This is a genomic window from Thalassospira sp. SN3W, assembly GCF_038070535.1.
GTDB lineage: Bacteria > Pseudomonadota > Alphaproteobacteria > Rhodospirillales > Thalassospiraceae > Thalassospira > Thalassospira xiamenensis.
This window is the reverse complement of record NZ_CP121124.1, coordinates 2165510-2188966: the sequence shown is the minus strand read 5'-3', so window position 1 is coordinate 2188966 and position 23457 is coordinate 2165510. Positions and strand designations below refer to the sequence as shown.

Below are 23457 nucleotides of genomic sequence, written 5' to 3'. Positions count from 1 at the left end.
TGTGCCATTTCCGCACGGGCGTTTTTCGTTATTAATAAAAGTCGAACGGACGCAAAGTCATTATGTCTAATCCAAAGACATAGATGTCGGGAGGTTGCTGATGATTGCTGCGTTTGCCCTGATCCTCGTCTGCCAGCTGTTTGGCGAGGTAATATCGGAACTGTTTGACCTGCCGGTCCCCGGCCCGGTGATCGGGCTTGGGCTTTTGTTTATCGGGCTGATTGTCAAACGCCACCCGCCCAAGGTTTTGACAGATGCAGCCGATAACCTTCTGATCCATTTTTCGCTGCTGTTCGTTCCGGCCGGTGTCGGTGTCGTGACACAGCTTGACCGGCTGCGCGGGGACTGGTTGCCAATTACCGCCGCCCTGATTTTTTCCACCCTGCTTGCGATGGTTCTGACCGCCCTTCTGATGTCGAAACTTCTTCCCAAACCGAAGGCATCCGTTAGCGATGGGGAGGCAAAATAATGGGCGAGACAGATATCACACAGCTTTGGGTTTATCTTTCGACCAAGCCGTTGACCGGCCTTACCATTACGCTTGTCGCCTATTCCATCGGGTTCTGGCTGTATCAGAAAACCAACCGCAATCCGGTTTGCAATCCGGTGGTGATCGCCATTGCGTTGATTGCGCTTCTGCTGGAAAGCACGGGTACGCCTTATGCCACCTATTTCGAAGGGGCGCAGTTTGTGCACTTTCTTTTGGGCCCGGCAACGGTCGCCCTTGCCGTGCCGCTATTTCGCCAGATGGAGACACTGAAAAGGGCATTGCCGGTGATTATTTTCGGTGTGCTGTTCGGATCGCTGGTTGCGAGTGTCAGCACGGTTGTGCTGGCCTGGGCCCTTGGGGCCAGCCCGGAAACACTGGCGTCACTGGCACCGAAATCAGTTACGACACCTGTTGCTATGGGTATTGCCGATGAAATTGGCGGTGTCCCGGCCCTGACTGCGGTTTGCGTAATCGCAACCGGCATTGTCGGCGCAACGCTCGGTCCGATGGTGATGAACTTGGCACGATTGAAAGACTGGCGGGCGCGCGGATTTGCCATGGGGGTTGCCGCACACGGGATCGGAACAGCACGGGCGTTTCAGGTCAATGAAACGGCCGGGGCGTTTTCGGGTCTTGCAATGGGGTTAAATACGCTGGCCACCGCGCTCACCCTGCCGTTTCTGTGGCATTGGTTCTTCGGGTGAGCCGAAACTCACCCGAAGCCCAAAGGCAGATTAGCCGGCACGCAGCTGTTTGAGGAAGTCGGATACGGTTCTGTGCAGGGTTTCGATCTGTCCTGACAACGCACCGACATTTGTATCAAGCTCGTTTGCGGCAGCACCGCTGCTGCTGGCGGCCTGATGGATTTCCTCGATATTGCTGACGACCTCGCTTGAACCACGCGATGCGGTCGAGGCGCTATTGGCAATTTCACCAACAGCAGCATTCTGTTCGGACACTGACGACGAAATGCCATTGGTGATATCGTTGATGGTCGCGATGGTCTGGGTCACTTTTTCAATGGCCTCGACCGTCAGTTTGGTTTCACTTTGGATCGCGCCAATCTGCTGGGCAATTTCATCGGTTGCCTTTGCCGTCTGGTTGGCAAGGTTTTTGACTTCCTGCGCAACAACAGCAAAGCCTTTGCCCGCCTCGCCAGCGCGGGCGGCCTCGATGGTGGCGTTTAGTGCCAGAAGGTTGGTCTGTGCCGCGATATCGTTAATCAGACTGACGACTTCGCCAATCCGCTCGGCAGCTTCGGCGAGGCCGCTAACCATTTCGTTGGCCCGCGATGCTTCAGTAACGGCGGTCTCCGCAATTGATGTCGATTCGTCAACCTGGCTTCCGATGCCTGTAATTGATGCCGAAAGTTCCTCGGTCGCGGCGGCAACCGTCTGGACACTGCGGGCCGACTCATTGGCGGCTTCGCTGACATGGCTGCTTTGACGGACAGAATGATCGGCAGAATCCCGCATCTGACGGGTCGAGCGCATCATGCCCTCGGTCGCCTGACGCACCGACGAAACGATCTGACCGACCGATTCCTCAAGTTGCTTCGCAAGACGGTTGCGTTGCTGAACGCGTTCATCCTCGTTACGTTTTTCGGCTGTGATGCGTGCTTCTTCGGCTTCCTTGATCTGGCCTGCTGTTTCTTTCCAGCGGACAAGACCATCGGCGATCACGCCGATTTCATCCTTGCGCATCGTATAGGCAACATCGCCGGAAAAATCGCGGTCGACAAACCGGACAATGGTATTGCCCAGAACGTGAAGCGGACCAAGCTGCCAGCGCAACAGAACCACCAGCAACACCCCGGCGATCAGGGCAACGACAATACCTGCAATCGCGATACGAAGCTCGATAGCAGTTGCAACTTCGGCAACTTCGGCCTTGGCAATACCGACATAAAGAATGCCGATCACATCACCGCCCGGATTAAAGATCGGCGTATATTGGGTGATATAGGCGGTGCCAAGAATGACCGCCTCGCCACGGAATGTTTTTCCCGAGATGGTAGGGCCATAGGCAGCACTGCCATTCCCCAGCATCGTACCAACGGCCCGCTGGCCATCCGGCTTGATGATATTGGTCGAAACGCGGATGAAGTCCTTTTCGGCAGGCACCCAGGAAAACACGGTTGCCGTCTGGCCTGTGGCGGTTCCGATACGGTCGATCAGGCTATGCGATGAAAGATCGGGAATTTCCGGCATAACCAGTTTGGTCGTTTCACCGTCTGCACCAATGGTAACTTTCAAATCCGGATAGGCATTCTGCAACAAAAGAGCGGCAACACGCAGGTTGAGCTTTTGCGATTGCAGACTGGTATCACTGACCTGCTGATCAATGCGCTGCATGATCACAACACCAAGCAGGAAAATACCGCTGATCAAAATGATCAAAGCGGCCAACGCAACCTTGAAAACAATACTTCTGGACATGATCGATCGTCCCCTGACCCCATTGCACTGGCCCCCAAGACACCAACGCAAAAAACTCCCACAACCCATAATCCTGACCGATAGTCAGGATGGATCAGACCTGAACAACATAGCGATTTAAAAATCGCATTTATCTTATTGGAATCTGGTGTTCTTTAACTGTCAGTTCAATAACAGAATATCAAAACAACTGAACATTTGTGCAAAAAATGATCAAAACGACCAGAAAGCCAAATTTCGGCAGATCCGTAATGTTCAGTAATCGACCTTGACGAAATAAAGCCCGTCAGCCGGAGCAGTCGGGCCGCCTGCCTTACGATCGCAAGCTTCCAGTGCTGTTTTGACGTCAATCGGCTTCCAGTTGCCCTTGCCGACCAGAACAAGAGTACCGACCATATTACGGACCTGATGATGCAGGAATGACCGGCTTTCGGTATGCACACGAATATCAAGCGGATCATGCTCGCTGCGCGTCACGACAAGCTTTTCCAGTGTTTTGATCGGGCTTTTGGCCTGGCATTCGCTTGCGCGGAAGGTTGTGAAGTCATGCGTGCCGATAAGATAGGCCGCAGCTTCGTTCATCGCATCAATATCAAGCGGCTTGAAAATGCCCCATGCAAGACCGGCATCAACGGTTAGGGGCGCCCGCCGATTGACGATGCGATACATGTAGTACCGTTTCTTGGATGAAAACCGGGCGTGAAAGTCTTCACCGACTTCAACGCAGTCAATCACGGCAACCGGGTCAGGTTTGAGGTGATGATTGATTGCATTCATTACGGCATCGGCCGGATAGGTGCGGGGCAGGTCAAAATGCACGACTTGGCCAAAGGCATGTACCCCGGCATCGGTTCGGCCAGATACATATACGCGCACAAATTCGCCGATGAACTTTTCCAGCGCGGTTTCAAAAACCTGCTGGACCGAGATCACCTCGTCCTGGAACTGCCATCCGTGATAGGGACGCCCATTATATTCGACGGTACATTTATAGCGCTGCATCGGGTGCTTATAACCAAGCTTCAAAACAAAAACGAGGGGTGTTCATCACCCCTCGTTTCGTAATGCATCACGACAGTGAAACTTACTTCACGCCGTCGCGATCAAAACCAAGACGCAGGCGAAGAGCATTCAGTTTGATGAAGCCTTCTGCGTCGCGCTGGTTGTAAACAGTATCTGCTTCGAAGGTGACATGCTCTTCGGAGTAGATCGAGTTCGGCGACCTGCGGCCGGTAACCGTGACGTTGCCCTTGTACAGGTCAAGACGAACAACACCGTTGACGGTTTTCTGGGTTTCGTCGATCAGGCGCTGCAGGGCCTGACGCTCCGGCGACCACCAGTAGCCATTATAGATCATCTCGGCGTAACGCGGCATGAGCTCGTCCTTGAGGTGACCGGCATTACGGTCAAGCGTAATGCTTTCCATTGCGCGGTGCGCCACCGACAGGATGGTGCCACCCGGGGTTTCGTAAACGCCGCGCGATTTCATGCCGACATAACGGTTTTCGACCAGATCAAGACGACCGATGCCGTTTTTGCCCGCAACGTCGTTCAGCTTGGTCAGAAGGGTAGCCGGGCTCATACGTTCGCCATTCACGGCAACCGGGTTACCCTGTTCAAACTCGATTTCAATCGTGGTGATCGCATCGGGTGCGTTCTGCGGCGATACGGTCCGTTCGAACATCTGTTCGTTCGGCTTGACCCACGGATCTTCCAGCGCCTTGCCTTCATAGGAAATGTGCAGAAGGTTGGCATCGGTTGAATATGGGGGCTCATCCCCGCCCAGCTTGTCAGCCGAGATCGGAATCTGATGTTCGCGGGCAAAGTTAAGAAGGGCGGTACGCGAATTCAGTTTCCATTCACGCCAAGGCGCAATGACTTTTACATTCGGCTTAAGGGCATAGTAACCAAGCTCGAAACGGACCTGATCGTTGCCCTTGCCGGTGGCACCGTGGGAAACGGCATCTGCACCGACTTCTTCGGCGATTTCAATCTGGCGTTTGGCAATCAGCGGACGCGCGATTGAGGTACCGAGCAGATACACACCTTCATAAAGGGCGTTCGCACGGAACATCGGGAAGACATAGTCGCGAACGAATTCTTCGCGCAGATCTTCGATGAAAATCTGTTTGACGCCAAACATCTCGGCTTTCTTGCGGGCGGGTTCCAGTTCCTCGCCCTGGCCGAGATCGGCGGTGAAAGTCACGACTTCGCAGTTATATTCTTCGCGCAGCCATTTCAGGATGATGGAGGTATCAAGCCCGCCTGAATAGGCAAGCACCACCTTTTTGACCTGATCGCTCATTGGAGTGACGCCTTTCTTCTTCCGATGTAAACCGGGGCGCGGCACATTCAGGCCAACGTCCCTTGCGGGGTTGCAACACATACATTGCAAAAGTCCCCTAGACCTTGAGCGCGGAGTATAGGAAAACACTACTGCCGGGCAAGGGGCAAGATGCCCTTCCGGCCAAAAAGGCGCAAAAAGTACGAAAATTCCACCCCGCTTTTGGAAAAATTCACCCTGAATGCTGCGAGATATCGAAGAAACCGAAATCGATCTGCCGCAAATCGGCCCCTTGCCGGTCCGGTTGCGGCCAAGCGCGCGTGCGACGCGACTCAAATTGCGGATCGATCCGGCCTTTGACGGTGTTGAAATCGTCGTTCCGAACGGCATATCGCGCAAAACAGCGATCTCGATGCTGTATCAGCATGGCGACTGGGTCACCGCCCATATGAGCCGCCTGCCTGAACGTGTGCAGTTCGTTCCGGGGGCCTGGGTGCCGTTCATGGGTAATGAACATGCGATCCGCACGGTGCCCGACGCCAAGCGCGGTGTTTGGGCCGAAGCAGGTGTCATCTGGGTTTCGGGACTTCCGGAGCATACCAATCGCCGGGTTTCCGACTGGCTGAAAAAGCAGGCAAAGCTTGAAATCGCGCCCCGTGCGCACGCCTATGCCGAACGGATCGGCAAGAAGGTCAATCGCATTTCGCTGAAAGATACGCGAACGCGCTGGGGCAGTTGTTCATCGAATGGCAATCTGTCCTTTAGCTGGCGACTCGTACTCGCCCCTGAAGATGTGCTGGATTACGTGGTTGCCCACGAAGTCGCCCATCTTCAGGAACTGAACCATAGTGCGCGTTTCTGGGCTGTCGTCGAAGATCTTTATGGCCCATCAAAGAAACAGCAGCACTGGTTAAAGAAGAACGGTTCAGCCCTGCATCGTTATGGTGCTGGTACTTGATCCCAACGGAGCCCCGATATGCTGATCCCTGTTGAAACCCTGTTGATTTTCATCCCGACGGCGCTGGCGCTGAACATGACGCCGGGTAACGACATGCTGTTTTGTCTGGGGCAAGGGATCAAATCCGGTCCGCGTGCCGGTTTGGCCGCCAGCTTCGGGATTGCGACGGGGGCAATGATCCATACTCTTCTTGCCGGCTTGGGACTGGCTGCCGTGATGGCCGCCCATCCGGTTGGGCTGGAAATTCTGCGATGGGCCGGGATTGGCTATCTGGTATGGCTGGCCATTCAGTCCTTCCGGGATCGCGGGGACGTTCTGAAACCAACGAAAACCGCACCGGCAACCGCGATGAAAGCCTGGGGCGACGGGATCGTCGTCAATCTGCTCAATCCCAAGATCATTGTGTTCGTTCTCGCCTTCATTCCCCAATTCGTCGATCCGGGACGCGGATCGGTGCTGGCGCAGTTTCTGATCCTTGGTGTGATCCTCAATATCGGCGGCACGATCATCAACTGTCTGGTGGGCGGTTTTGCCGGAAAGCTTGGCCAGTTTCTGTCACGCTCGGCCCGGTTGGCACGCGCGTTCCAGATCTTCACCGGTTGCGTATTTCTTGCACTTGCCGCCCGGCTGGCTTTTGACAAACGGGCATAGCACACACATCACAGAACACATCCCGCCTTTCGCAGGTCGGGCAATTCAGCACGCAGGAAGCTTAGAAAACTGCGTTCGACCGCGCTGAGTTCCCCCGATGATCGGAAAAGTGCGACATCCCATTCAATTGCCGGGGTCAGCGGGCGTGCGACAACCTTTTCCTCGTCGACCAGCAAAGTGGCGAACGGATCAATAACAGCGATACCGACATTACGTTCAACCAGTCGGGAAATGGTTCGGATGGTGCGGGCTTCGACCGCGATCTTGCGCGGCCAGCCTGCGATCTGGAAAATGTAATCAATCTTGGTGCGAAGCGGCGATCCGATCGAAAGTTCGACAAAGCTTTCACCGCGCAAAAGATCGATATCAATGGTTTCAAATCCAGCTAGCCGGTGATTGCGCGGCATCAGGCACACCGCGCGACATTGCGCAAGCGGCATGACTTCCATATTGGGATCCTGAAGATCAAGCGTGATGCCGATTCCCAAATCACATTGCCGGGTCGTGACCATATCAAGCATGCCTTCAAGACCGGTATCGGTAATACTGACGGCAACATTGGGATGGGCACACTTGAACTTTGCGACCACATCAAGAAGATAGGTATCAACATAGATCGGCTGGGCCGCGATCCGGATGCTGCCAAGCTGCTCGTTGGCAATGGCGCGGGCCTGTGTTTCGATTTCACGCAGAGAATTAAGCGACCGCAGAACCGTTGTGTGAAACTGCAATGCCTCGGTCGTTGGCGAAAGCTGGTTTCGTTTGCGGTTGAACAACGCAAACCCGACAGATTTTTCAAAACTGTTTAACAACCGACTGACCATGGGCTGACTGATATTCATGGCCTGTGCCGCCTTGGTGACGGAACCGTAGGTCATAAAGGCGTTGAAGCTTTCAAGTTCTCGCAAATTCATTGGTTGGCCCGCGACTCATTTCAGTATGTAAATTAGTTATACTGAAATTAATTTTTTGCGTCACGAGTTATAGTTTGCGATGGAATGTATACAAAACAAAAAACGACGAGCTCGGGCAATCCTGCCACCACCAAACAGGGAGACATGAAAAATGTTTCGACAGCTCAAAAAGGCCGCGACTTTTGCGGCTGCAGTTCTTGCAACCACAACACTGGTTTCGACCGCACAGGCCGCTGACTATCCAGAAAAAGCCATCACCCTTGTCGTGCCTTATGGCGCAGGTGGCGCATCGGATCTTGCCGGTCGTGCCCTGGCTGAAACCGCGCGCAATTACACCAACGAACAGCCGGTCGTGGTTGTGAACAAAACCGGCAATGGTGGCATGAATGGTGCCCGTTACGTCACCGAACAGAAGCCGGATGGTTACACCCTGCTGCTGTCACGCGTTGGCATGGCGCTTTACCCGGCCGTTTACACCGACAGCCCGGTTGCCTGGGATGATTACACCTTCCTTGGCATTCTTGAATCAACCCCGATGATCCTTGCAGTCAATGCAAACTCGGACATCAAAACCGTTGATGAGCTGCTTGCCAAAATCAAATCAAGCAATGGCGCGACCACCTATGCTGCATCCGGCCCCACCGCGATTGACGGCTTTACGGTTCAGGCCCTTCTCGCCGATGCCGATCTGGATCCGCTGTCTGCTTCCACCCTCGTGCCATACAAAGGCGGCAGCGCCCTTGCCGCAGCTCTTCTTGGCGGTCACGTCGACTTCCTGGCTATTGCGGCCGGTTCGCTGATGCCTCACATCGAAGCTGGCAAAATGCGTGCACTGATGGTTTACGCTCCGAAACGCATGGATGCCCTTCCTGACGTTCCAACTGCCAAGGAACTTGGTTACAATCTTGCCGGACAGGTTGACGGCTGGAGCGCATTGTTCGCCCCGAAAGATCTGCCGGAAGACGTTGTTGCAAAATGGAAAGACATCCTTTCGAACGTTGCAACCAACGACCAGTGGCTTGATCTTGCCAAGAAACGCGGCTCTGTCTCCGTCGTTGGTGACCAGGACCCGGCTGCCTTCGTCAAGAGCCAGTACGAGCTCTATAACGGCATGGCCAAGAAATTCGGTTACATTCAGTAATCCGCACCCCTTAATTTTCTGAATGTGAGACGGAACCATGACTCCCAATCGCGATTTTTATACCGGACTGATCGCAACGGCATTCTTTGCCTTTGTCCTGTTCGTCCTGATCCCGATCTATGTGAAGGTTCCGTCTTTCATTCCCGGATTTGCCCCGCCACCTGATATGTGGCCACGTGTTATTACCGTGGTCGGGCTGGTTATGGGCATCCTTGCCATTCTTTTTGCCATTCCAAAGATGCGGGCGACAGCGAACGACCGTGTCATGTCAATTGGCGCAACAATGCACCGAAATCGTAAACTGATTGTGCGTTTTGCCGGAGTCCTGATCGGCTTTGCCGCATTTGCCTACGCGATGCCGGAAATCGGTTTTGTCCCCGCGACCATTCTGCTTCTCGCCTATCTTTTCCTGATGACCGGCAATTACAGCCGCAAAATCTGGATGATCGGACTGACAATCGTTTTTCCGATCCTGCTTTATCTTGTTTTCACCGAAGTCACCCACACGCCTTTCCCCGAAGGCCATCTGTTTTCGGCCATCACAGCCAATTTCGTGACCCTGATCTGATTTGAAAGCGCCCCTTCATGTGGAATGAACTGCTTTACGCCTTTGAAGCCGTCGCAACGCTGCCCAACTTCATTGCCATGGCGGCCGGGATTTGGGGTGGTGTGATCATCGGTGCCATACCGGGCATGACCGGTACGATGGCCGTGACCCTTGCCCTGCCATTTACCTTCTATCTGCCGCCGGTCACCAGCATTCTGCTTCTGGTTGCCCTTTACAAAGGGTCGACCTATGGCGGATCGATTTCGGCGATCCTGATCAAAACACCGGGTACCGCGTCTGCGGCCTGTACCGTTCTTGATGGTTATCCGCTGGCCCAGCAGGGCAAAGGTGGCAAGGCGCTTAATATGGCGCTGGTTTCAAGCTGCATTGGCGACTTTATTTCGAATATCTCGCTGTTCTTCCTGGCGATGCCGCTTGCGATGTTTGCACTTCGGGTCGGACCGCCGGAATATTTCATGCTGATGGCCTTTTCACTGACCATCGTTGCCAGCATTTCAGGTCGGTCACTTGTTCTTGGCATCATTTCCGCCTGTATCGGTTTGCTTCTGGCAACCGTGGGCGAGGATATTTATGGTTCGTTCCGCTTTGCCGTAACCGAGGACATGAAATCGGGTCTTGGTGTTGTACCGGTGCTGATCGGCCTGTTTGCCTTGCCGGAACTGATCAAGATGATCGTCTTCCGGCCCGAGGACAACAATGCGGCCATGAAGCTTGGCGATAACCGCCTGACCATGGCCGAATTCCGCGGCAGCGTGAAATCGATCCTGCGGGGCAGTGTTATCGGTGTGATACTCGGCGCCATTCCGGGCATCGGGCCGTCAACTGCCGCTTTCTTTTCCTATAGCGAAGCCCGTCGGACATCGAAAAACGGCGATAAATTCGGCGAAGGCGAGCTGGAAGGCGTTGCGGCATCCGAGTCTGCCAACAATGGCTGCTGCGGGGCGACCATGATCCCGCTTCTCGCACTCGGTGTTCCGGGTGACGTCATTACGGGTGTAATGCTGGGCGCATTTATGATCCATGGCCTGACGCCGGGTCCGCTGCTGTTCCAGAACAATATCGGTGAAGTCTATTCGCTGTTTATCGGCATCCTGTTCAGTTCGGTGTTCCTGTTTGTTGCCGGCAAACTGACGGCAGGTGCCTTTGCGAAAATTTCACGCATTCCCCAGACGCTGCTTTTGCCCTGCATTCTGGTTCTGTGCGTGTTTGGCATCTATTCGATCGGTGCCAGCCCGTTTGATGTCAGCGTCCTTCTGGTCATGGGGATTGTCGGCTTCGTCATGATGATCCTGAACATTCCGGCAGCACCGTTCCTGATTGCCTTCATTCTGGGGCCGATGTTCGAAGACAATATGCGCCGGTCGCTGGCAATTTCGCGCGGCGATCTGGGCGTATTCTTCCATTCGTGGATTTCATGGGCGTTCTTTGCCCTGACCGTCCTGTTCATCGCCCTGACCATTCGCCGTGAATGGCAGAAATGGCGCGAGAAGTCCCGCAATACGGCGCAGTCGGCCTAACATTCCGAGAAACGAGAAGCGATAATAAAATGAGCAAACCAAACATGTCCCGCCTGCATAATGCCATTGATCTGCTTGGCAAACTTGTGGCGTTCGACACCACCAGCAAGAACTCGAATCTCGGTCTGATCCATTTTGTCCGTGACTATCTTGCGCAATATGGCATCGAAAGCACACTGTTCCATGACGAAACCGGCGAGAAGGCAAACCTTCTGGCAACCATCGGTCCGAAGGATGTCCCTGGCATCGCGCTTTCGGGGCATACAGACGTGGTTCCCGCCCTTGAAAAAAGCTGGATCAGCCCGGCATTTGAACTGACCGAACGCGACGGCAAACTGTTTGGTCGCGGTTCTGCCGACATGAAAGGTTTTTCGGCCTGTGCGCTGGCAATGGTTCCGGAACTGGTCAAACGCGATCTGGCGATCCCGTTCCATCTTTGCCTGTCTTATGACGAGGAAGTCGGTTGCCTTGGCGTGGGTTCGATGGTCGATCATTTGGCAAACCTTAAAACTCCGCCACGCCTTGCCGTGATTGGCGAACCGACCGAGATGAAAGTCATCAATGGTCAGAAGGGCAAATTTTCGATGCGGGTTGCCGTCACCGGAACAGCCGGGCATTCATCCTTTGCCCCCCGCCACGTCAACGCCATCGAATATGCGGCACGCGCCATTACGATGATTTCCGATCTGGCTCGTGAATTTGAAGAAAACGGCCCCTTCGACAATGACTTCACTGTGCCGCATAGCACCATGCTGACCACCACCATTGGCGGCGGAACAGCGACCAATGTCACACCGGATTTCTGTGAATTCACGTTCGAAATTCGCCATCTGCCGGAACACGACGCCAAGGCAGTTCTTGATGGGATCAAAAAGAAAATCCTTGAAACCCTCGATGCGGAAATGAAAGCCAAAGAAGCCGAAACCGGATTTGAATGGGAAGAAATCTTTTCCTATCCCGGAATGGGTGATTGCACGGATGCAGAGGCGTTCGAGCTGGTTCGCAACATCGTCCCGGAAGTTTCGGGCAAGGTTTCTTACGGTTCCGAAGGCGGGATTTTCGAAAAGCAGGGCAATATCCCGTCGATCATCTGCGGTCCTGGCAGTATCAAACAGGCCCATAAGGCCAATGAATTCATCGAAATTTCGCAGATCGAGGAATGTCTGGAATTCCTCGAGAAGCTCAGTGATCAGGCTGTAGCGGCCTGATGCTCTCGCCGATGTACCGCCCTGAACGGTGCATGCGGATGTCCTTGCGATGCAAGGGGAAGATTGCACCCCTGACCCTTGATCACATCGCGATATTCGACAGGTGAGACCTCCCTCGGCTTCGTCGGACTCCCCCGATGAAGCCATGCAAACTGCAAACTTGATGGCCGGTTTTCCGTAACGGATACCGGCCATTTTTTCTTGGCCGAAACGAAAAGGGGCGATGCATCCGCACCGCCCCTGAAGCACCTTTGCGGTACTTGTGTCAAAGCCGGTTACTGCTTTTTGTTGCCGGTTGTAAAGCCAGAAGTAAAGTCACGCCAACTGCCGTCTTCGCCCACCTTTTGCGACCGCGCAAGCGCGGCCTTGCCAAGCGAGCGAACAGGCAGGTTCTGATGAGCATGCAGCATGAAATCATGCCAAAGCTTGGCTGGAAGGTCCCCCCCGGACACATCATCCATCGGACTGCCGTTATCATTCCCCATCCAGACCCCTGCAACCAGTTCAGCGGTATAGCCAATGAACCACGCATCACGGGAATCCGATGTTGTGCCCGTCTTGCCCGCAGCAGGGCGATCAATGATCGCATTGCGTCCCGTGCCCTTGGCAACAACAGATGACAGCATATTGTTCATTTCCCCCGCGTGCAGCGGGTTCATCAGACGGACAGGGAATTCGTCATTGCGCTCATATAGAACTTCGCCGCCCTGACCGACAATTTTACGGATCGCATGCGGAAACACCGAAAATCCGCCATTGGCGACGATGGCATAGGCACCGGTCAGCTCAAGCATCGAAACCTCGCTGGTGCCCAGTGCCAGACTGGGTTCCCGCCCGAGTTCGGCAGAAACACCCATATCGTGAGCCTTTTTGATCACATTATCCAACCCGACTTCCATGGCGACCTGAACCGCGATTGAATTATTCGATGTTGCCACCGCATCGCGGATCGACATGGTGCCGTGGTGTTTGCGATCAAAGTTTCGCGGTTCCCATCCGTTAACGGATATTGCCATGTCGCGCATCCAGTCGTTCGACCCGATCCCCTTATCCAAGGCTGCCAGATACACAAACAGTTTGAACACGGAACCGGGCTGGCGCCGTGCCTGTGTCACACGGTTATACTGGCTTTCGAAATAGTTGCGCCCCCCAACCATTGCGCGAACGGCCCCATCCGGGGTCATCGCCAGAAGGGATGCCTGGCCTACACGCTTTTGCTGCGCGACGAGGCTTGCCAAAGCACGTTCAAGATTGAGTTCGGCAATTTCCTGAAGACGGGAATCAAGTGTGGTGTTGATCGTCAAATCCTGATCAACGTAACCGATGTAATCACGGACACGATCAAGCACCCAATCGGTAAAATACCGGACACCGGGCCCGCTTTTTCCCTGTCGAGTGGTACGGACAGTCCGTTGTTTGGCGCGCTCGGCACGCGCGCCAGTAATCACGCCATTTGATGCCATGGCATCGAGAACAATATTGGCACGTTTTGCGGAATCTTCCGGATCAACCAGCGGGTTGTAACGACTTGGCGCCTTTGGCAATCCAGCCAGAACTGCCGCCTCGTAAAGATTAAGGCGCCGAGGGTCGGTTCCGAAATAGTGCCGGGACGCGGCATCAATGCCATACATCCCCGATCCGAAATAAATACGGTTCAGATAAAGCGACAGAATCTGTTGCTTGGAAAATTTGAATTCCAGCCAAAGCGCCAGCAGGACTTCTTCGATTTTACGCCCGAAATTGCGTTCCGGTGACAGGAACAGATTCTTTGCAAGTTGCTGGGTGATCGTGCTGCCGCCCTCGGCAATACGCCCTGACATCAGATTGACCCAGCTGGCACGCAGAATCCCCAGAATATCGATACCAAAGTGATCGTAAAACCGGCGATCTTCGATGGAAACAAACGCCTGTCCGACATGGTCCGGCAGATCTCCGACCTCTACCGGGCTACCATAACGATCACCGTAAGAACCGAGTACCACGCCATCAACGCTGACCACGCGGATGGAAGGCTTACGTTCGCTGGCAACCTCGAAGCTTACCTTTTCAGGCAGTCCGTAACCGTAATAGGCAACCACTCCGCCAGCAATAACCAGCGCCCAAATGCCCATAATAACAATAAAACGTGCAATCGCCTCGGGCCCTGGGATCATCCCACCGATTTTGCTTAAAATGCCCGACCCGTTTTTCTTGCTGCTGGTACTACTTCCGCTGCTAACGCGCTTCTTGTTGCGTTTACGCGGCGTCGTTGCCCCCTTGCGCACGGTCTGCTGTCGTTTGAATGGTCTTTGGGCCACGAAGCACCTTTGATATCAAATAGGGACGCCGGTTTGTGCCCGTGAACGCCCGATCTGTCAACGTATCTGCCAGATTTGCGGACGACAGGTGCCAAACCGCGCCACTCAGCCATTTCGACTGAAATTTACAGGTTATGCCCCAACATCGGCAGAAGACCCCAATCCCCTGCTCATTCGACGATCTTACTGCTTTTCATTCGACAAATCGTTTTTCCACATATCTGCTACGCCATCACTTTCACGGCGTCGTTGTGATGCGGCTCGAATCATCGAACGAATTGGTAAACCGTCATGTGCATCTAGCATAAATAACCGCCAAAGAGACGCAAGCTCTACATCGCCGCGGATTTGCGGAATTCGGCTATTATCGTCATTCCCCGCCCAGACAACCGTAATCAGGTCGGACGTAAAGCCGGTAAACCAAGCATCGGACGCACCGCTATCCTGTGTGCCATACCCGGCAAACGGTCGGTCCAGACGAAGCTGTGGGTCTGTGACGCTGGAAAATAGCGTATAGGCACCCTGAATGGCTTCGTCTGTCAGGCGCTTTTGGACCGTTTGCTCGACGCGCTGGTAAACCAATTCGCCGGTTCCGGCAAAAGCCACCCTGTTGACCAGACTAAGCTGTACCGGTTTACCTGAATTTTGCGGTAGGGCGTGAATGGATGCGATATCGGCCAAGGTCACCGGATCAAGACCCACTACCGTCCGGATATCGTTCGAAAGCGGGCTTTTGACCCCGATGGCCTGGGCGTATTCCTTGACCTTGAGCAAACCAAACTGATCGGCCAGATTGACCGGCACAGTATTGACATCACGCACAAAGGCTTCGCGCAGTGAAATCTGTCCGCGATATTCGTGATCCGGATTTACCGGTCGCCAGCCGCCCACTGCCATACGGTTGTCACGCACCCATTGGGCAGGATCACTGTTTTCATTCATCGCATAGTAATAGGGAACGATTTTGATCATCCGGCCCGGGAAATGGCGAACATCCAATGCCCGGTTGGGACGAAACGGGCTGTAACTGGCACCGCCAACAATCGCACGAATACGACCATCCGGGCTCATGGACAACAAGGCCGCCTGCTCAACGCCCTTGGGCTTCAGGCGAAGATTGGAAACCTCGCGCACGACGTCCTGCGCCAGACGCTGAATGGTCAAATCAATGCTGGTGGTGACTTCGATATCGCGGCTTGTATAACCGATCCGAGAAGCGACCTCATCCATCACCATATCGACAACATAGCTTGAAACCACGCCATCCCTGTACTGAACATCCAGCTTTGGCTCGACCAGTGTAAGGGCGGATACACGATCAAGTTCGATATATTTATACCGCCCCATATTCAGAAGGATTTCGTTGGCCGCATTCGCTGCGTCACGGGGATGATATAGCGGATCAAATTTTTTCGGGTCATTCATCGCAGCCGCAAGAACGGCGGCCTGATGCAGCGTTATCCGTTCGGCCGGACTGCCGTACCAGATACGCGATGCCGCAGTGATCCCGAATATCCCGCGCCCCATATAGCTGCGTTCAAGATAGCTGCGCAGAATGGTTTTCTTGTTGAATTTAAACTCAAGCCATAGCGCAACCAGAAGTTCCTGCAAGTGGCGACCTGCACTGACTTCCGGGGTTTTAAAGAAGCTTCGTGCAACCCGCATCGTGATGGTCGAACCAGGAATATCGTTGCTTGAAAAGACACGCACAAAGTCGCTGGTCGATACCCCGAAGTGGCCATAAAATCCGGGATCGGTTCCTGCGACGAACACATTCTGTATGCGTTCCGGAATGGTGGTAAGGGATACGTCCTGGCTGTATCGCCCCTGAACAATTTCAAGCGTTGCACCATCAAAGCCCATGATACGGACTTCGGGGCTTCTGATCATGTTGCGGCTGAAATCAAGATTGGACTGAATTGTCAGTACAATCGCCATCACGGCAGCGAACCCGATTAACGAGAAAAAGCCGATCAGCAGCGTGCGCCGACGACGACGCCGGCGCCTGATGATACGCAGTTCACGCTCTGCAATTTCCTGCATTGCCGCCTGCGCGGCATTTGCACCACCGCGTTGCGGTTCGTCCCGTTCTTCTTCTGCCACGCCCGGTTCCGCTTTTCCCACAAGTTTACTATGCCAACGTACAGTAAACCGACAAGCTATTAAGAAAGTACTTCTCCCAAACGCAAACAGGGCAGCCCAATGGACTGCCCTGCATATTTCTGCGACTTCCGAACCGATCAAACGTCGAGATTGGCAACTTTGAGCGCATTGGACTGGATGAAGTCACGACGCGGCTCAACGACATCCCCCATCAGGGTCGAGAAGACTTCCTCTGCCTCGTCCGCGTGATCAACACGCACCTGAAGGAGCGAACGGACATTCGGATCAAGGGTGGTTTCCCAAAGCTGATCGGGGTTCATTTCGCCCAGACCTTTATAGCGCTGGATCGAAATTCCGCGACGACCATATTCCATTACCGCGTTGACAAGATCGACCGGACCATTGATTTTCCAGATCTTGTCCTTGGCACCGAATTCAGCGCCATTTTCGAACAATTCGCGAAGTTCAACGAGCAACCCGGCAATCGCACGGCTTTCGGCAGAACGCAAAATATTACCATCAATAACATGACGTTCTTCAACCCCACGCAGTATACGCCACATGACGATCTCATCCTGCGATGCTTCGCCCTTCCAGCCGCGATCAAAATCTTCGGACAGAAGATCAAGCCGACCAGCAAGCGTATTCGCCGCTTCCTGACGTTTGGCATCATCGTCAAGCAATGCCGGGTTCAGGGCACCCGCCAGCACGGCCTGTTCGAGAATCGAAATCGGCAATTTCAGTGAAAGCGGCTCCAGCAGTCCCTTGGCCTTGCGCGCCAGTTCCACAATCCGCACCAGATCCGAACCAGCAACCTGCACGCCGCCATTGAGCGTCAGCAACGCATCTTCGGTCCCTTGTGCGGTCAGGTACTGTTCCATCTCGCGGTCATCTTTGAGGTACTGGACCGAGTTACCTCGCTTGGCGCGATAAAGCGGTGGTTGTGCGATATAGAGATATCCCCGTTCAACCAATTCAGGCATCTGACGATAGAAGAAGGTCAGAAGCAGGGTTCGGATATGCGCACCATCGACGTCGGCGTCAGTCATGATGATGATTTTGTGGTAGCGCGTTTTTTCAATATTGAAATCATCGCGGCCAATCCCGGTGCCAAGGGCGGTAATCAGCGTACCGATTTCCTGACTTGAAAGCATTTTATCGAAACGCGCGCGCTCAACGTTCAGGATTTTACCACGCAATGGCAGGATTGCCTGGAAGCCACGTTCACGGCCCTGTTTGGCCGATCCACCTGCGGAATCACCCTCCACGATGAACAGTTCGGCTTTGGACGCATCACGTTCCTGACAATCGGCAAGCTTGCCCGGCAGGGATGAGATATCAAGCGCACCTTTACGACGGGTCAGTTCACGTGCCTTGCGCGCCGCTTCGCGGGCCGACGCGGCTTCGACAACCTTGGTGACGATTTTGCGTGCATCCTGCGGATGTTCTTCCAGCCATTGCTGAAGCCTGTCGTTCACGATGTTCTCGACGACCGGACGGACTTCGGATGAAACCAGTTTATCCTTGGTCTGGGATGAGAATTTCGGATCCGGTACCTTGACCGAAATCACACAGGTCAGGCCTTCCCGGGCATCATCCCCCGAAAGACTGACCTTTTCCTTTTTCACAATTCCGCTTTCCTGCGCATAGGAGTTGATCTGACGGGTCAGAGCCGCACGGAAACCGGCCATGTGGGTTCCGCCATCACGCTGCGGAATGTTGTTGGTAAAGCACAGCGTGGTTTCGTGATAGCTGTCATTCCACTGCAGGGAAACTTCAACGGTAATACCGTCTTTTTCACCCACAATGGCGATTGGCTCCTCAATCTGCGGTGTCTTGTTACGATCGAGATATTCGACAAAAGCACGAATGCCACCTTCGTAATGCAGCTTGGTTTCAACCGGCTCGCCATGGCGTTCATCACGCAGCGTCAGGATCACGCCAGAGTTCAGGAAAGCCAGTTCGCGCAGACGATGTTCAAGCGTCGGCAAGTTGAACTCGGTCATCGTGAAGATTTCGGCATCGGGATAGAAGGTAACTTCGGTCCCGGTCAGCGGCTTGCCCTCTGCCGTCATCGGCGCATCACCAACAATTTCCAGCGGCTTGATCGCATCGCCACCGGAGAATTCCATGTAATGCTCCTTGCCATTACGCCAGATGCGCAGTTTCAGCAAAGTCGACAGGGCGTTCACAACCGACACACCCACGCCATGCAGACCGCCAGAAACCTTATAGGAGTTCTGGTCAAACTTACCACCGGCATGCAGCTGGGTCATGATGACCTCGGCTGCAGAAACGCCTTCTTCCTTGTGCAGATCGGTCGGGATGCCACGGCCGTTATCGCGGATCGTTGCCGACCCATCACCGTTCAACTGCACCCAGACAGTATCGCAATACCCGCCCAGTGCCTCGTCAATCGCGTTATCGACGACTTCGTAGATCATGTGGTGCAAGCCACTGCCGTCATCGGTATCGCCGATATACATGCCCGGGCGTTTACGCACCGCTTCAAGGCCCTTAAGAACCTTGATCGATTCTGCACCGTAATCCTGCGCCTGCTGTTCGGCGGTTTTCGGAGCTTCTGTTTCGTTGGTCATAGCGTCACAACCTCGGCATTCACGGAGTGGTTTCAGCGGTCAGTGTGGCATCTTCCACGCGGAAGAATTGCGCACGTCCGTCCAAACCTTCAAACAGCGCCCGGTCCGTGCCTGTCATCCAGGCCTGGACGCCAAGCGCCACGATTTCATCAAACAGGTAGCGGCGACGCTCTGCATCCAGATGCGCCACAACCTCGTCAAGCAACAGCAACGGACCAGCTCCGCGTGCTTTGCTCTGCAAGCGGGTATTGGCCATAATCATCGATAGCAGCAGGGCCTTTTGTTCGCCCGTCGAACACTGATCTGCCGACTGGTTCTTGGCATCATGCCACACCAGCAAATCACTGCGTTGTGGTCCGACGGAAGCCCCGCCATAGGTAGCATCGCGTGACCGTCCATCGCGCAATGCCGCCCGCATCCTGTCTTCAACCTCGATCGCTGGCAACTGCTCCAGCCAGTTTTCAAGATCCCCTGCAAGTGCAAGTCTTGCCGCCGGAAAAGGCCCAACAACCATAGTCCCGGCACGGCCAAGCTTTGCCAGCAATTCAGCCCGCGCAACCGCAACGGCAATACCATGACGCACCATCGAATCCTCGATCGAGGCCAGCCACCTGTCGTCACCTTTGCCTTCTTTCAAAAGCTTGGCACGACTGCGCAAACTATGTTCATACGCGGCGACCCGGCTGCTATGTTCGGGATCAAGGCCATAAACCAGACGATCCAGAAAACGGCGACGGGCCGATGGGCCGTCCAGAAACAGACGATCCATTTGAGGTGTCAGCCAGACCGCGGCACAAACCCTGCCCAGTGATGCCTGCCCACGCTGGCTTTCACCATCAATACGCACGGCGCGTTTTTCGCGCCCCTGCGCAAGAGCCGCAGGATCAAGGCCTGATCCAACCTGATATTCACCATCCGGTGTGGTCAGGTGCGCTGAAACGGCCCAGGCCCTTACGCTACCCTCGTCTTCGCCCGGCACCCTGCGCGATATCTCGCCCAGCTTGGCTCGCCTTAACCCGCTTCCCGGCGAAAGAAGCGATAACGCTTCAAGCAGATTGGTTTTCCCGGCCCCGTTCGGACCGGTCAAAACCACCGGAGCCCCGTCAAGCGACAGGCGCAGGCTTTCGTAACACCGAAAGTCACCAAGCTGTATACGGGAAACGGCAAGACGGTTCGTCATCGACGTACCGTCTTGGTGTGGAAGATTATGGGCAAGAACAGCCACAGCAAAAGTGCGCTAACCGTCAGACGCGCATCGGCATCAGAACATACAATGCCGACAGATCATCGGTATCGCGCAGAATGGTCGGCGATGATCCGTCCGACATCAGAAGGTTCAGGGTGTCACCCTTCACCTGCTTGGCGATATCGAGCAAATAACGCGAATTGAAACCGATTTCGATGTCATCAGCATCATAATTGATTTCGAGTTCCTCGGATGCGGTTCCGTGTTCCGGGCTCGACGCGGAAAGGGTCAGGGTATTACCCGACATGACGACTTTGACCGCACGCGATTTTTCGATCGAAATGGCGGAAACGCGGTCAACAGCGTCTGCAAAAGCCTTGCATTCGATATCAAGGGTCTTGTCATTGCCAGACGGAATGACACGCTCGTAATCCGGGAACGTACCATCGATCAGTTTGGAGGTCAGAACCGCCTTTCCGAAACCAAAGCGAATTTTGGTATCGGACAATGCGATATCGACCGCTTCGCCGGTTTCCTCGATCAGCTTGCGCAATTCGCCAACGGTTTTGCGCGGCACAATGACGCCCGGCATGTTTTCCGCCCCATCGGGAAGCGGTGCTTCGACGCGCGCCAACCGATGGCCATCGGTTGCAACCGCACGCAGGATCTTGGTTCCTTCGGCGTCTGTCGCATGAAAATAGATACCGTTCAGGTAATAACGGGTTTCTTCGGTCGAAATCGCAAATTCGGCACGATCAATCAGACCGCGAAGTTCCGCCGCGGCAAGGCCGAAGCTGACCGGAAGCTCACCACCAGACATGACCGGGAAGTCATCAACCGGAAGAACCGCCAGATTGAATTTCGAACGACCCGCCGACAGGGTAAGACGCCCTGCACCTGGCTCAAGCGCGATTTGCACCTGCGAGCCTTCCGGCAACTTGCGGACAATCTCGTAAAGGGTATGGGCGGGGGTTGTGGTTGCACCGGCTTCACTGACTTCTGCAGTGGTGGTTTCAATCACCTCAAGATCCATGTCCGTTGCCGTCAGAGAAAGCTGGTCATTCTCCGCCCGCAGCAAAATATTGGACAGAATCGGAATGGTATTGCGCCGTTCGACCACACTTTGAACATGGGTCAAAGATTTCAACAGAGCCGCGCGTTCAATGGTCAGCTTCATGCCCGTCCTATCCGTCTGTCAGTATTGGTTTAACAAATTGATTTATAATCGGTTTTGTCGCTTTTGCTCCACCCTTTCGGGCAAGGCAGACGCATTATAACATGCATGCTGGGAAATCGAAGGATTTTTAAGGCTTAAACCCAAGCAAACAAAACGAGTCGTTGTATATTTTTCCACCCAATGCACGCAAAAGGCGGAACCCCGCGCGATGCCTGATTTTCAGCCCGTCGATTACCGTAAATATCCGACAGGAATCAGAACGGGTCACCGCCCCTGGACCGTGACCCGTAGAGTATTTTCAAACTGCGATCAGCCTTCAAGCATACGACGCAACAGGTCGATGTCTTCCGACAGCGACGGATCACTCACATGCAACTCTTCGATCTTGCGAACTGCATGCATGACGGTCGTATGGTCACGACCGCCAAATTTACGACCGATTTCCGGTAGGGAATGCGTCGTCAATTGTTTGGACAGATACATCGCAACCTGACGCGGACGGGCAACTGCCCGGGCGCGACGGGCGGAATGCATGTCCGACACCTTGATGTTGAAATGCTCGGCAACTTTTTTCTGAATTTCTTCAATTGAAACCCGGCGTTCGGATGCGCGCAGGACATCGTGCAGCACGTCCTGAACCATCTCGAGACTGATTTCACGACCGACCAGCTGCGCATGGGCGATCACGCGGTTAAGCGCACCTTCAAGCTCGCGCACGTTCGCGGTGATCTTGTGAGCCAGAAACTCCATCACACGCTGTGGCAGCTCTATGTTCTGACGCTCTGCCTTCGATTCGAGAATACCCAGACGCAGCTCATAGGTCGTAGCATGAATATCGGCAACAAGGCCCGAGCCAAGACGCGAACGCAGGCGTTCTTCGATATCTTCCAGATCGGATGGCGACTTGTCAGCAGACACGATGATCTGACGCCCCTGATCCACCAGCGCATTGAAGGTGTGGAAGAATTCTTCCTGGGTCGAGTCCTTGCCCGAAATGAACTGAACGTCATCAACCATCAGAACATCGACGGACCGGAACTGATCCTTGAAATCGACGGTGTTCTTGTCACGCAGGGCCCGGATGAAGCGGTACATGAATTTTTCGGCAGACAGGTAAATCACCGTGCGGTGCGGCTGCGTGCGGCGAATATGCCATGCAATCGCGTGCATCAGGTGGGTTTTACCAAGGCCAACGCCGCCGTAAAGGAACAGCGGGTTGAATGGCACCGATTCGGCCTCTGCCAAACGGCGTGCTGCCGCATAGGCGAATTCGTTCGGCTTTCCGATCACGAAATTGTCGAAAGTATATCGCGGATCAAGAGCCGCCGATATGCCGTCGTCGGACATGGTGCCAATTGCCTTGCGACCACCCGACACCAGCCCTTTTGCATTGCCCGCATAGGACACGGCACCAGTCACCTCGTTCGCAGCCTTATCCAGTCGTGCGACATCGTCAGAGATGCGTCCGCGTGCACTGCTATTGGCAGACTGGGCCACTGAATTAGAAGTTGCGGAAGAAGATGCGTTTTTTTGTCCGTTTCCATTTGCCGGTTGGACAACAACAATCTCGACAAAATGGATATTCTCATCCTCGGAATGCCAGAAGGACTGAATACGATCCAGATAGTGCTGGGTTACCCAGTCACGCATCGCACGCGTTGGCGCACCAAGACGTGCGACCCCCGCTTCGACGGCGATCAATGCGACGGGATCAAGCCAATAGCGATAGGCAGTCGCGCCAAACTCCGAACGAAGCTTTTCGCGGACAACCTGCCATGTCGCTTTCGCGTGATCGTCTAGTGCCGCCTGCTGGTCACCCGGAATCCCCCCGTTGGACTCCCCGAGTGCCGATTGCGTTCCCCTAACGGCGTGCTGCACTGTTAGAACCTTTCCCCGCTTAATCAATCTTCACTACCAAACAAAACGCG

General features: G+C 54.4%; 18 protein-coding genes. 8 read left to right on the top strand and 10 right to left on the bottom strand.

All coding sequences use genetic code 11. From position 1 onward, the window contains the following. Nucleotides 1-100 precede the first annotated feature (100 nt). Together P8T57_RS09815 and P8T57_RS09810 are read left to right on the top strand one after the other, a co-directional pair. The gene (locus tag P8T57_RS09815) at nt 101-469 is read left to right on the top strand and encodes a CidA/LrgA family protein (protein ID WP_037989338.1); all 369 of its coding nucleotides are present in this window, start codon (nt 101-103) and stop codon (nt 467-469) included. Then, the gene (locus P8T57_RS09810; RefSeq protein ID WP_007088300.1) at nt 469-1194 is read left to right on the top strand and encodes an LrgB family protein; all 726 of its coding nucleotides are present in this window, start codon (nt 469-471) and stop codon (nt 1192-1194) included. The genes P8T57_RS09815 and P8T57_RS09810 overlap by 1 nt, the downstream gene beginning before the upstream one ends. A gap of 30 nt (nt 1195-1224) precedes the next feature. Here P8T57_RS09810 and P8T57_RS09805 read toward each other — a convergent pair whose 3' ends face one another. The 3 genes from P8T57_RS09805 to P8T57_RS09795 all read right to left on the bottom strand — a co-directional run bounded on the left by P8T57_RS09805 (nt 1225) and on the right by P8T57_RS09795 (nt 5233). Beyond that, nucleotides 1225-2928 carry a methyl-accepting chemotaxis protein gene (locus P8T57_RS09805; protein ID WP_341365319.1) on the bottom strand — a complete coding sequence of 568 codons (1704 nt, stop codon included), beginning with the start codon at nt 2926-2928 and terminating at the stop codon, nt 1225-1227. A 255-nt stretch (nt 2929-3183) separates the two neighbouring features. After that, nucleotides 3184-3930 (bottom strand): tRNA pseudouridine(38-40) synthase TruA, encoded by a 747-nt coding sequence (truA, locus tag P8T57_RS09800; protein WP_341365318.1) that lies wholly within the window; start codon nt 3928-3930, stop codon nt 3184-3186. 82 nt (nt 3931-4012) lie between these two features. After that, the gene (locus P8T57_RS09795; protein ID WP_341365317.1) at nt 4013-5233 is read right to left on the bottom strand and encodes an argininosuccinate synthase; all 1221 of its coding nucleotides are present in this window, start codon (nt 5231-5233) and stop codon (nt 4013-4015) included. Nucleotides 5234-5453: 220 nt separating this feature from the next. On the opposite strand from P8T57_RS09795, the gene P8T57_RS09790 reads away from it, so the two are divergent. Next, on the top strand, nt 5454-6170 hold the full coding sequence (locus tag P8T57_RS09790) for a SprT family zinc-dependent metalloprotease (protein ID WP_341365316.1): 717 nt from the start codon (nt 5454-5456) through the stop codon (nt 6168-6170). Between the two features lie 18 nt (nt 6171-6188). Then, nucleotides 6189-6821, top strand: coding sequence for a LysE family translocator (locus P8T57_RS09785; protein ID WP_341365315.1), 633 nt, complete (start codon nt 6189-6191; stop codon nt 6819-6821). A gap of 8 nt (nt 6822-6829) precedes the next feature. On the opposite strand, the gene P8T57_RS09780 is transcribed toward P8T57_RS09785, so the two are convergent. Further along, on the bottom strand, nt 6830-7735 hold the full coding sequence (locus P8T57_RS09780; protein ID WP_037989177.1) for a LysR substrate-binding domain-containing protein: 906 nt from the start codon (nt 7733-7735) through the stop codon (nt 6830-6832). Nucleotides 7736-7886: 151 nt separating this feature from the next. Between P8T57_RS09780 and P8T57_RS09775 the strand changes: the two genes are divergently transcribed. The 4 genes from P8T57_RS09775 to argE are packed head-to-tail and all read left to right on the top strand — an operon-like array spanning nt 7887 to nt 12169. Continuing rightward, a complete protein-coding gene (locus P8T57_RS09775; protein WP_007088307.1) occupies nt 7887-8876 on the top strand; it encodes a tripartite tricarboxylate transporter substrate binding protein in 990 nt (329 codons plus the stop codon). Between the two features lie 37 nt (nt 8877-8913). Continuing rightward, on the top strand, nt 8914-9444 hold the full coding sequence (locus P8T57_RS09770; RefSeq protein WP_341365314.1) for a tripartite tricarboxylate transporter TctB family protein: 531 nt from the start codon (nt 8914-8916) through the stop codon (nt 9442-9444). Nucleotides 9445-9461: 17 nt separating this feature from the next. Further along, a complete protein-coding gene (locus tag P8T57_RS09765; protein WP_063092093.1) occupies nt 9462-10961 on the top strand; it encodes a tripartite tricarboxylate transporter permease in 1500 nt (499 codons plus the stop codon). Between the two features lie 29 nt (nt 10962-10990). Then, nucleotides 10991-12169, top strand: a complete 1179-nt coding sequence (argE, locus tag P8T57_RS09760) for an acetylornithine deacetylase (protein WP_341365313.1) — start codon at nt 10991-10993, stop codon at nt 12167-12169. Between the two features lie 275 nt (nt 12170-12444). Here argE and P8T57_RS09755 read toward each other — a convergent pair whose 3' ends face one another. The 6 genes from P8T57_RS09755 to dnaA form a co-directional block, all read right to left on the bottom strand. After that, nucleotides 12445-14322, bottom strand: coding sequence for a PBP1A family penicillin-binding protein (locus tag P8T57_RS09755; RefSeq protein ID WP_341365312.1), 1878 nt, complete (start codon nt 14320-14322; stop codon nt 12445-12447). A 327-nt stretch (nt 14323-14649) separates the two neighbouring features. Then, the gene (locus P8T57_RS09750) at nt 14650-16569 is read right to left on the bottom strand and encodes a transglycosylase domain-containing protein (RefSeq protein ID WP_341365311.1); all 1920 of its coding nucleotides are present in this window, start codon (nt 16567-16569) and stop codon (nt 14650-14652) included. Between the two features lie 137 nt (nt 16570-16706). Continuing rightward, entirely contained in the window at nt 16707-19166 is a 2460-nt protein-coding gene (gyrB, locus tag P8T57_RS09745; protein ID WP_341365310.1) for a DNA topoisomerase (ATP-hydrolyzing) subunit B, read from the bottom strand. 19 nt (nt 19167-19185) lie between these two features. Next, entirely contained in the window at nt 19186-20346 is a 1161-nt protein-coding gene (recF, locus tag P8T57_RS09740) for a DNA replication/repair protein RecF (protein ID WP_007088332.1), read from the bottom strand. Nucleotides 20347-20410: 64 nt separating this feature from the next. After that, nucleotides 20411-21529: a DNA polymerase III subunit beta gene (dnaN, locus tag P8T57_RS09735; RefSeq protein WP_007088333.1), complete on the bottom strand. Its 1119-nt coding sequence runs from the start codon at nt 21527-21529 to the stop codon at nt 20411-20413. Nucleotides 21530-21838: 309 nt separating this feature from the next. Next, the gene (dnaA, locus tag P8T57_RS09730) at nt 21839-23407 is read right to left on the bottom strand and encodes a chromosomal replication initiator protein DnaA (protein WP_341365309.1); all 1569 of its coding nucleotides are present in this window, start codon (nt 23405-23407) and stop codon (nt 21839-21841) included. Nucleotides 23408-23457 lie beyond the last annotated feature (50 nt).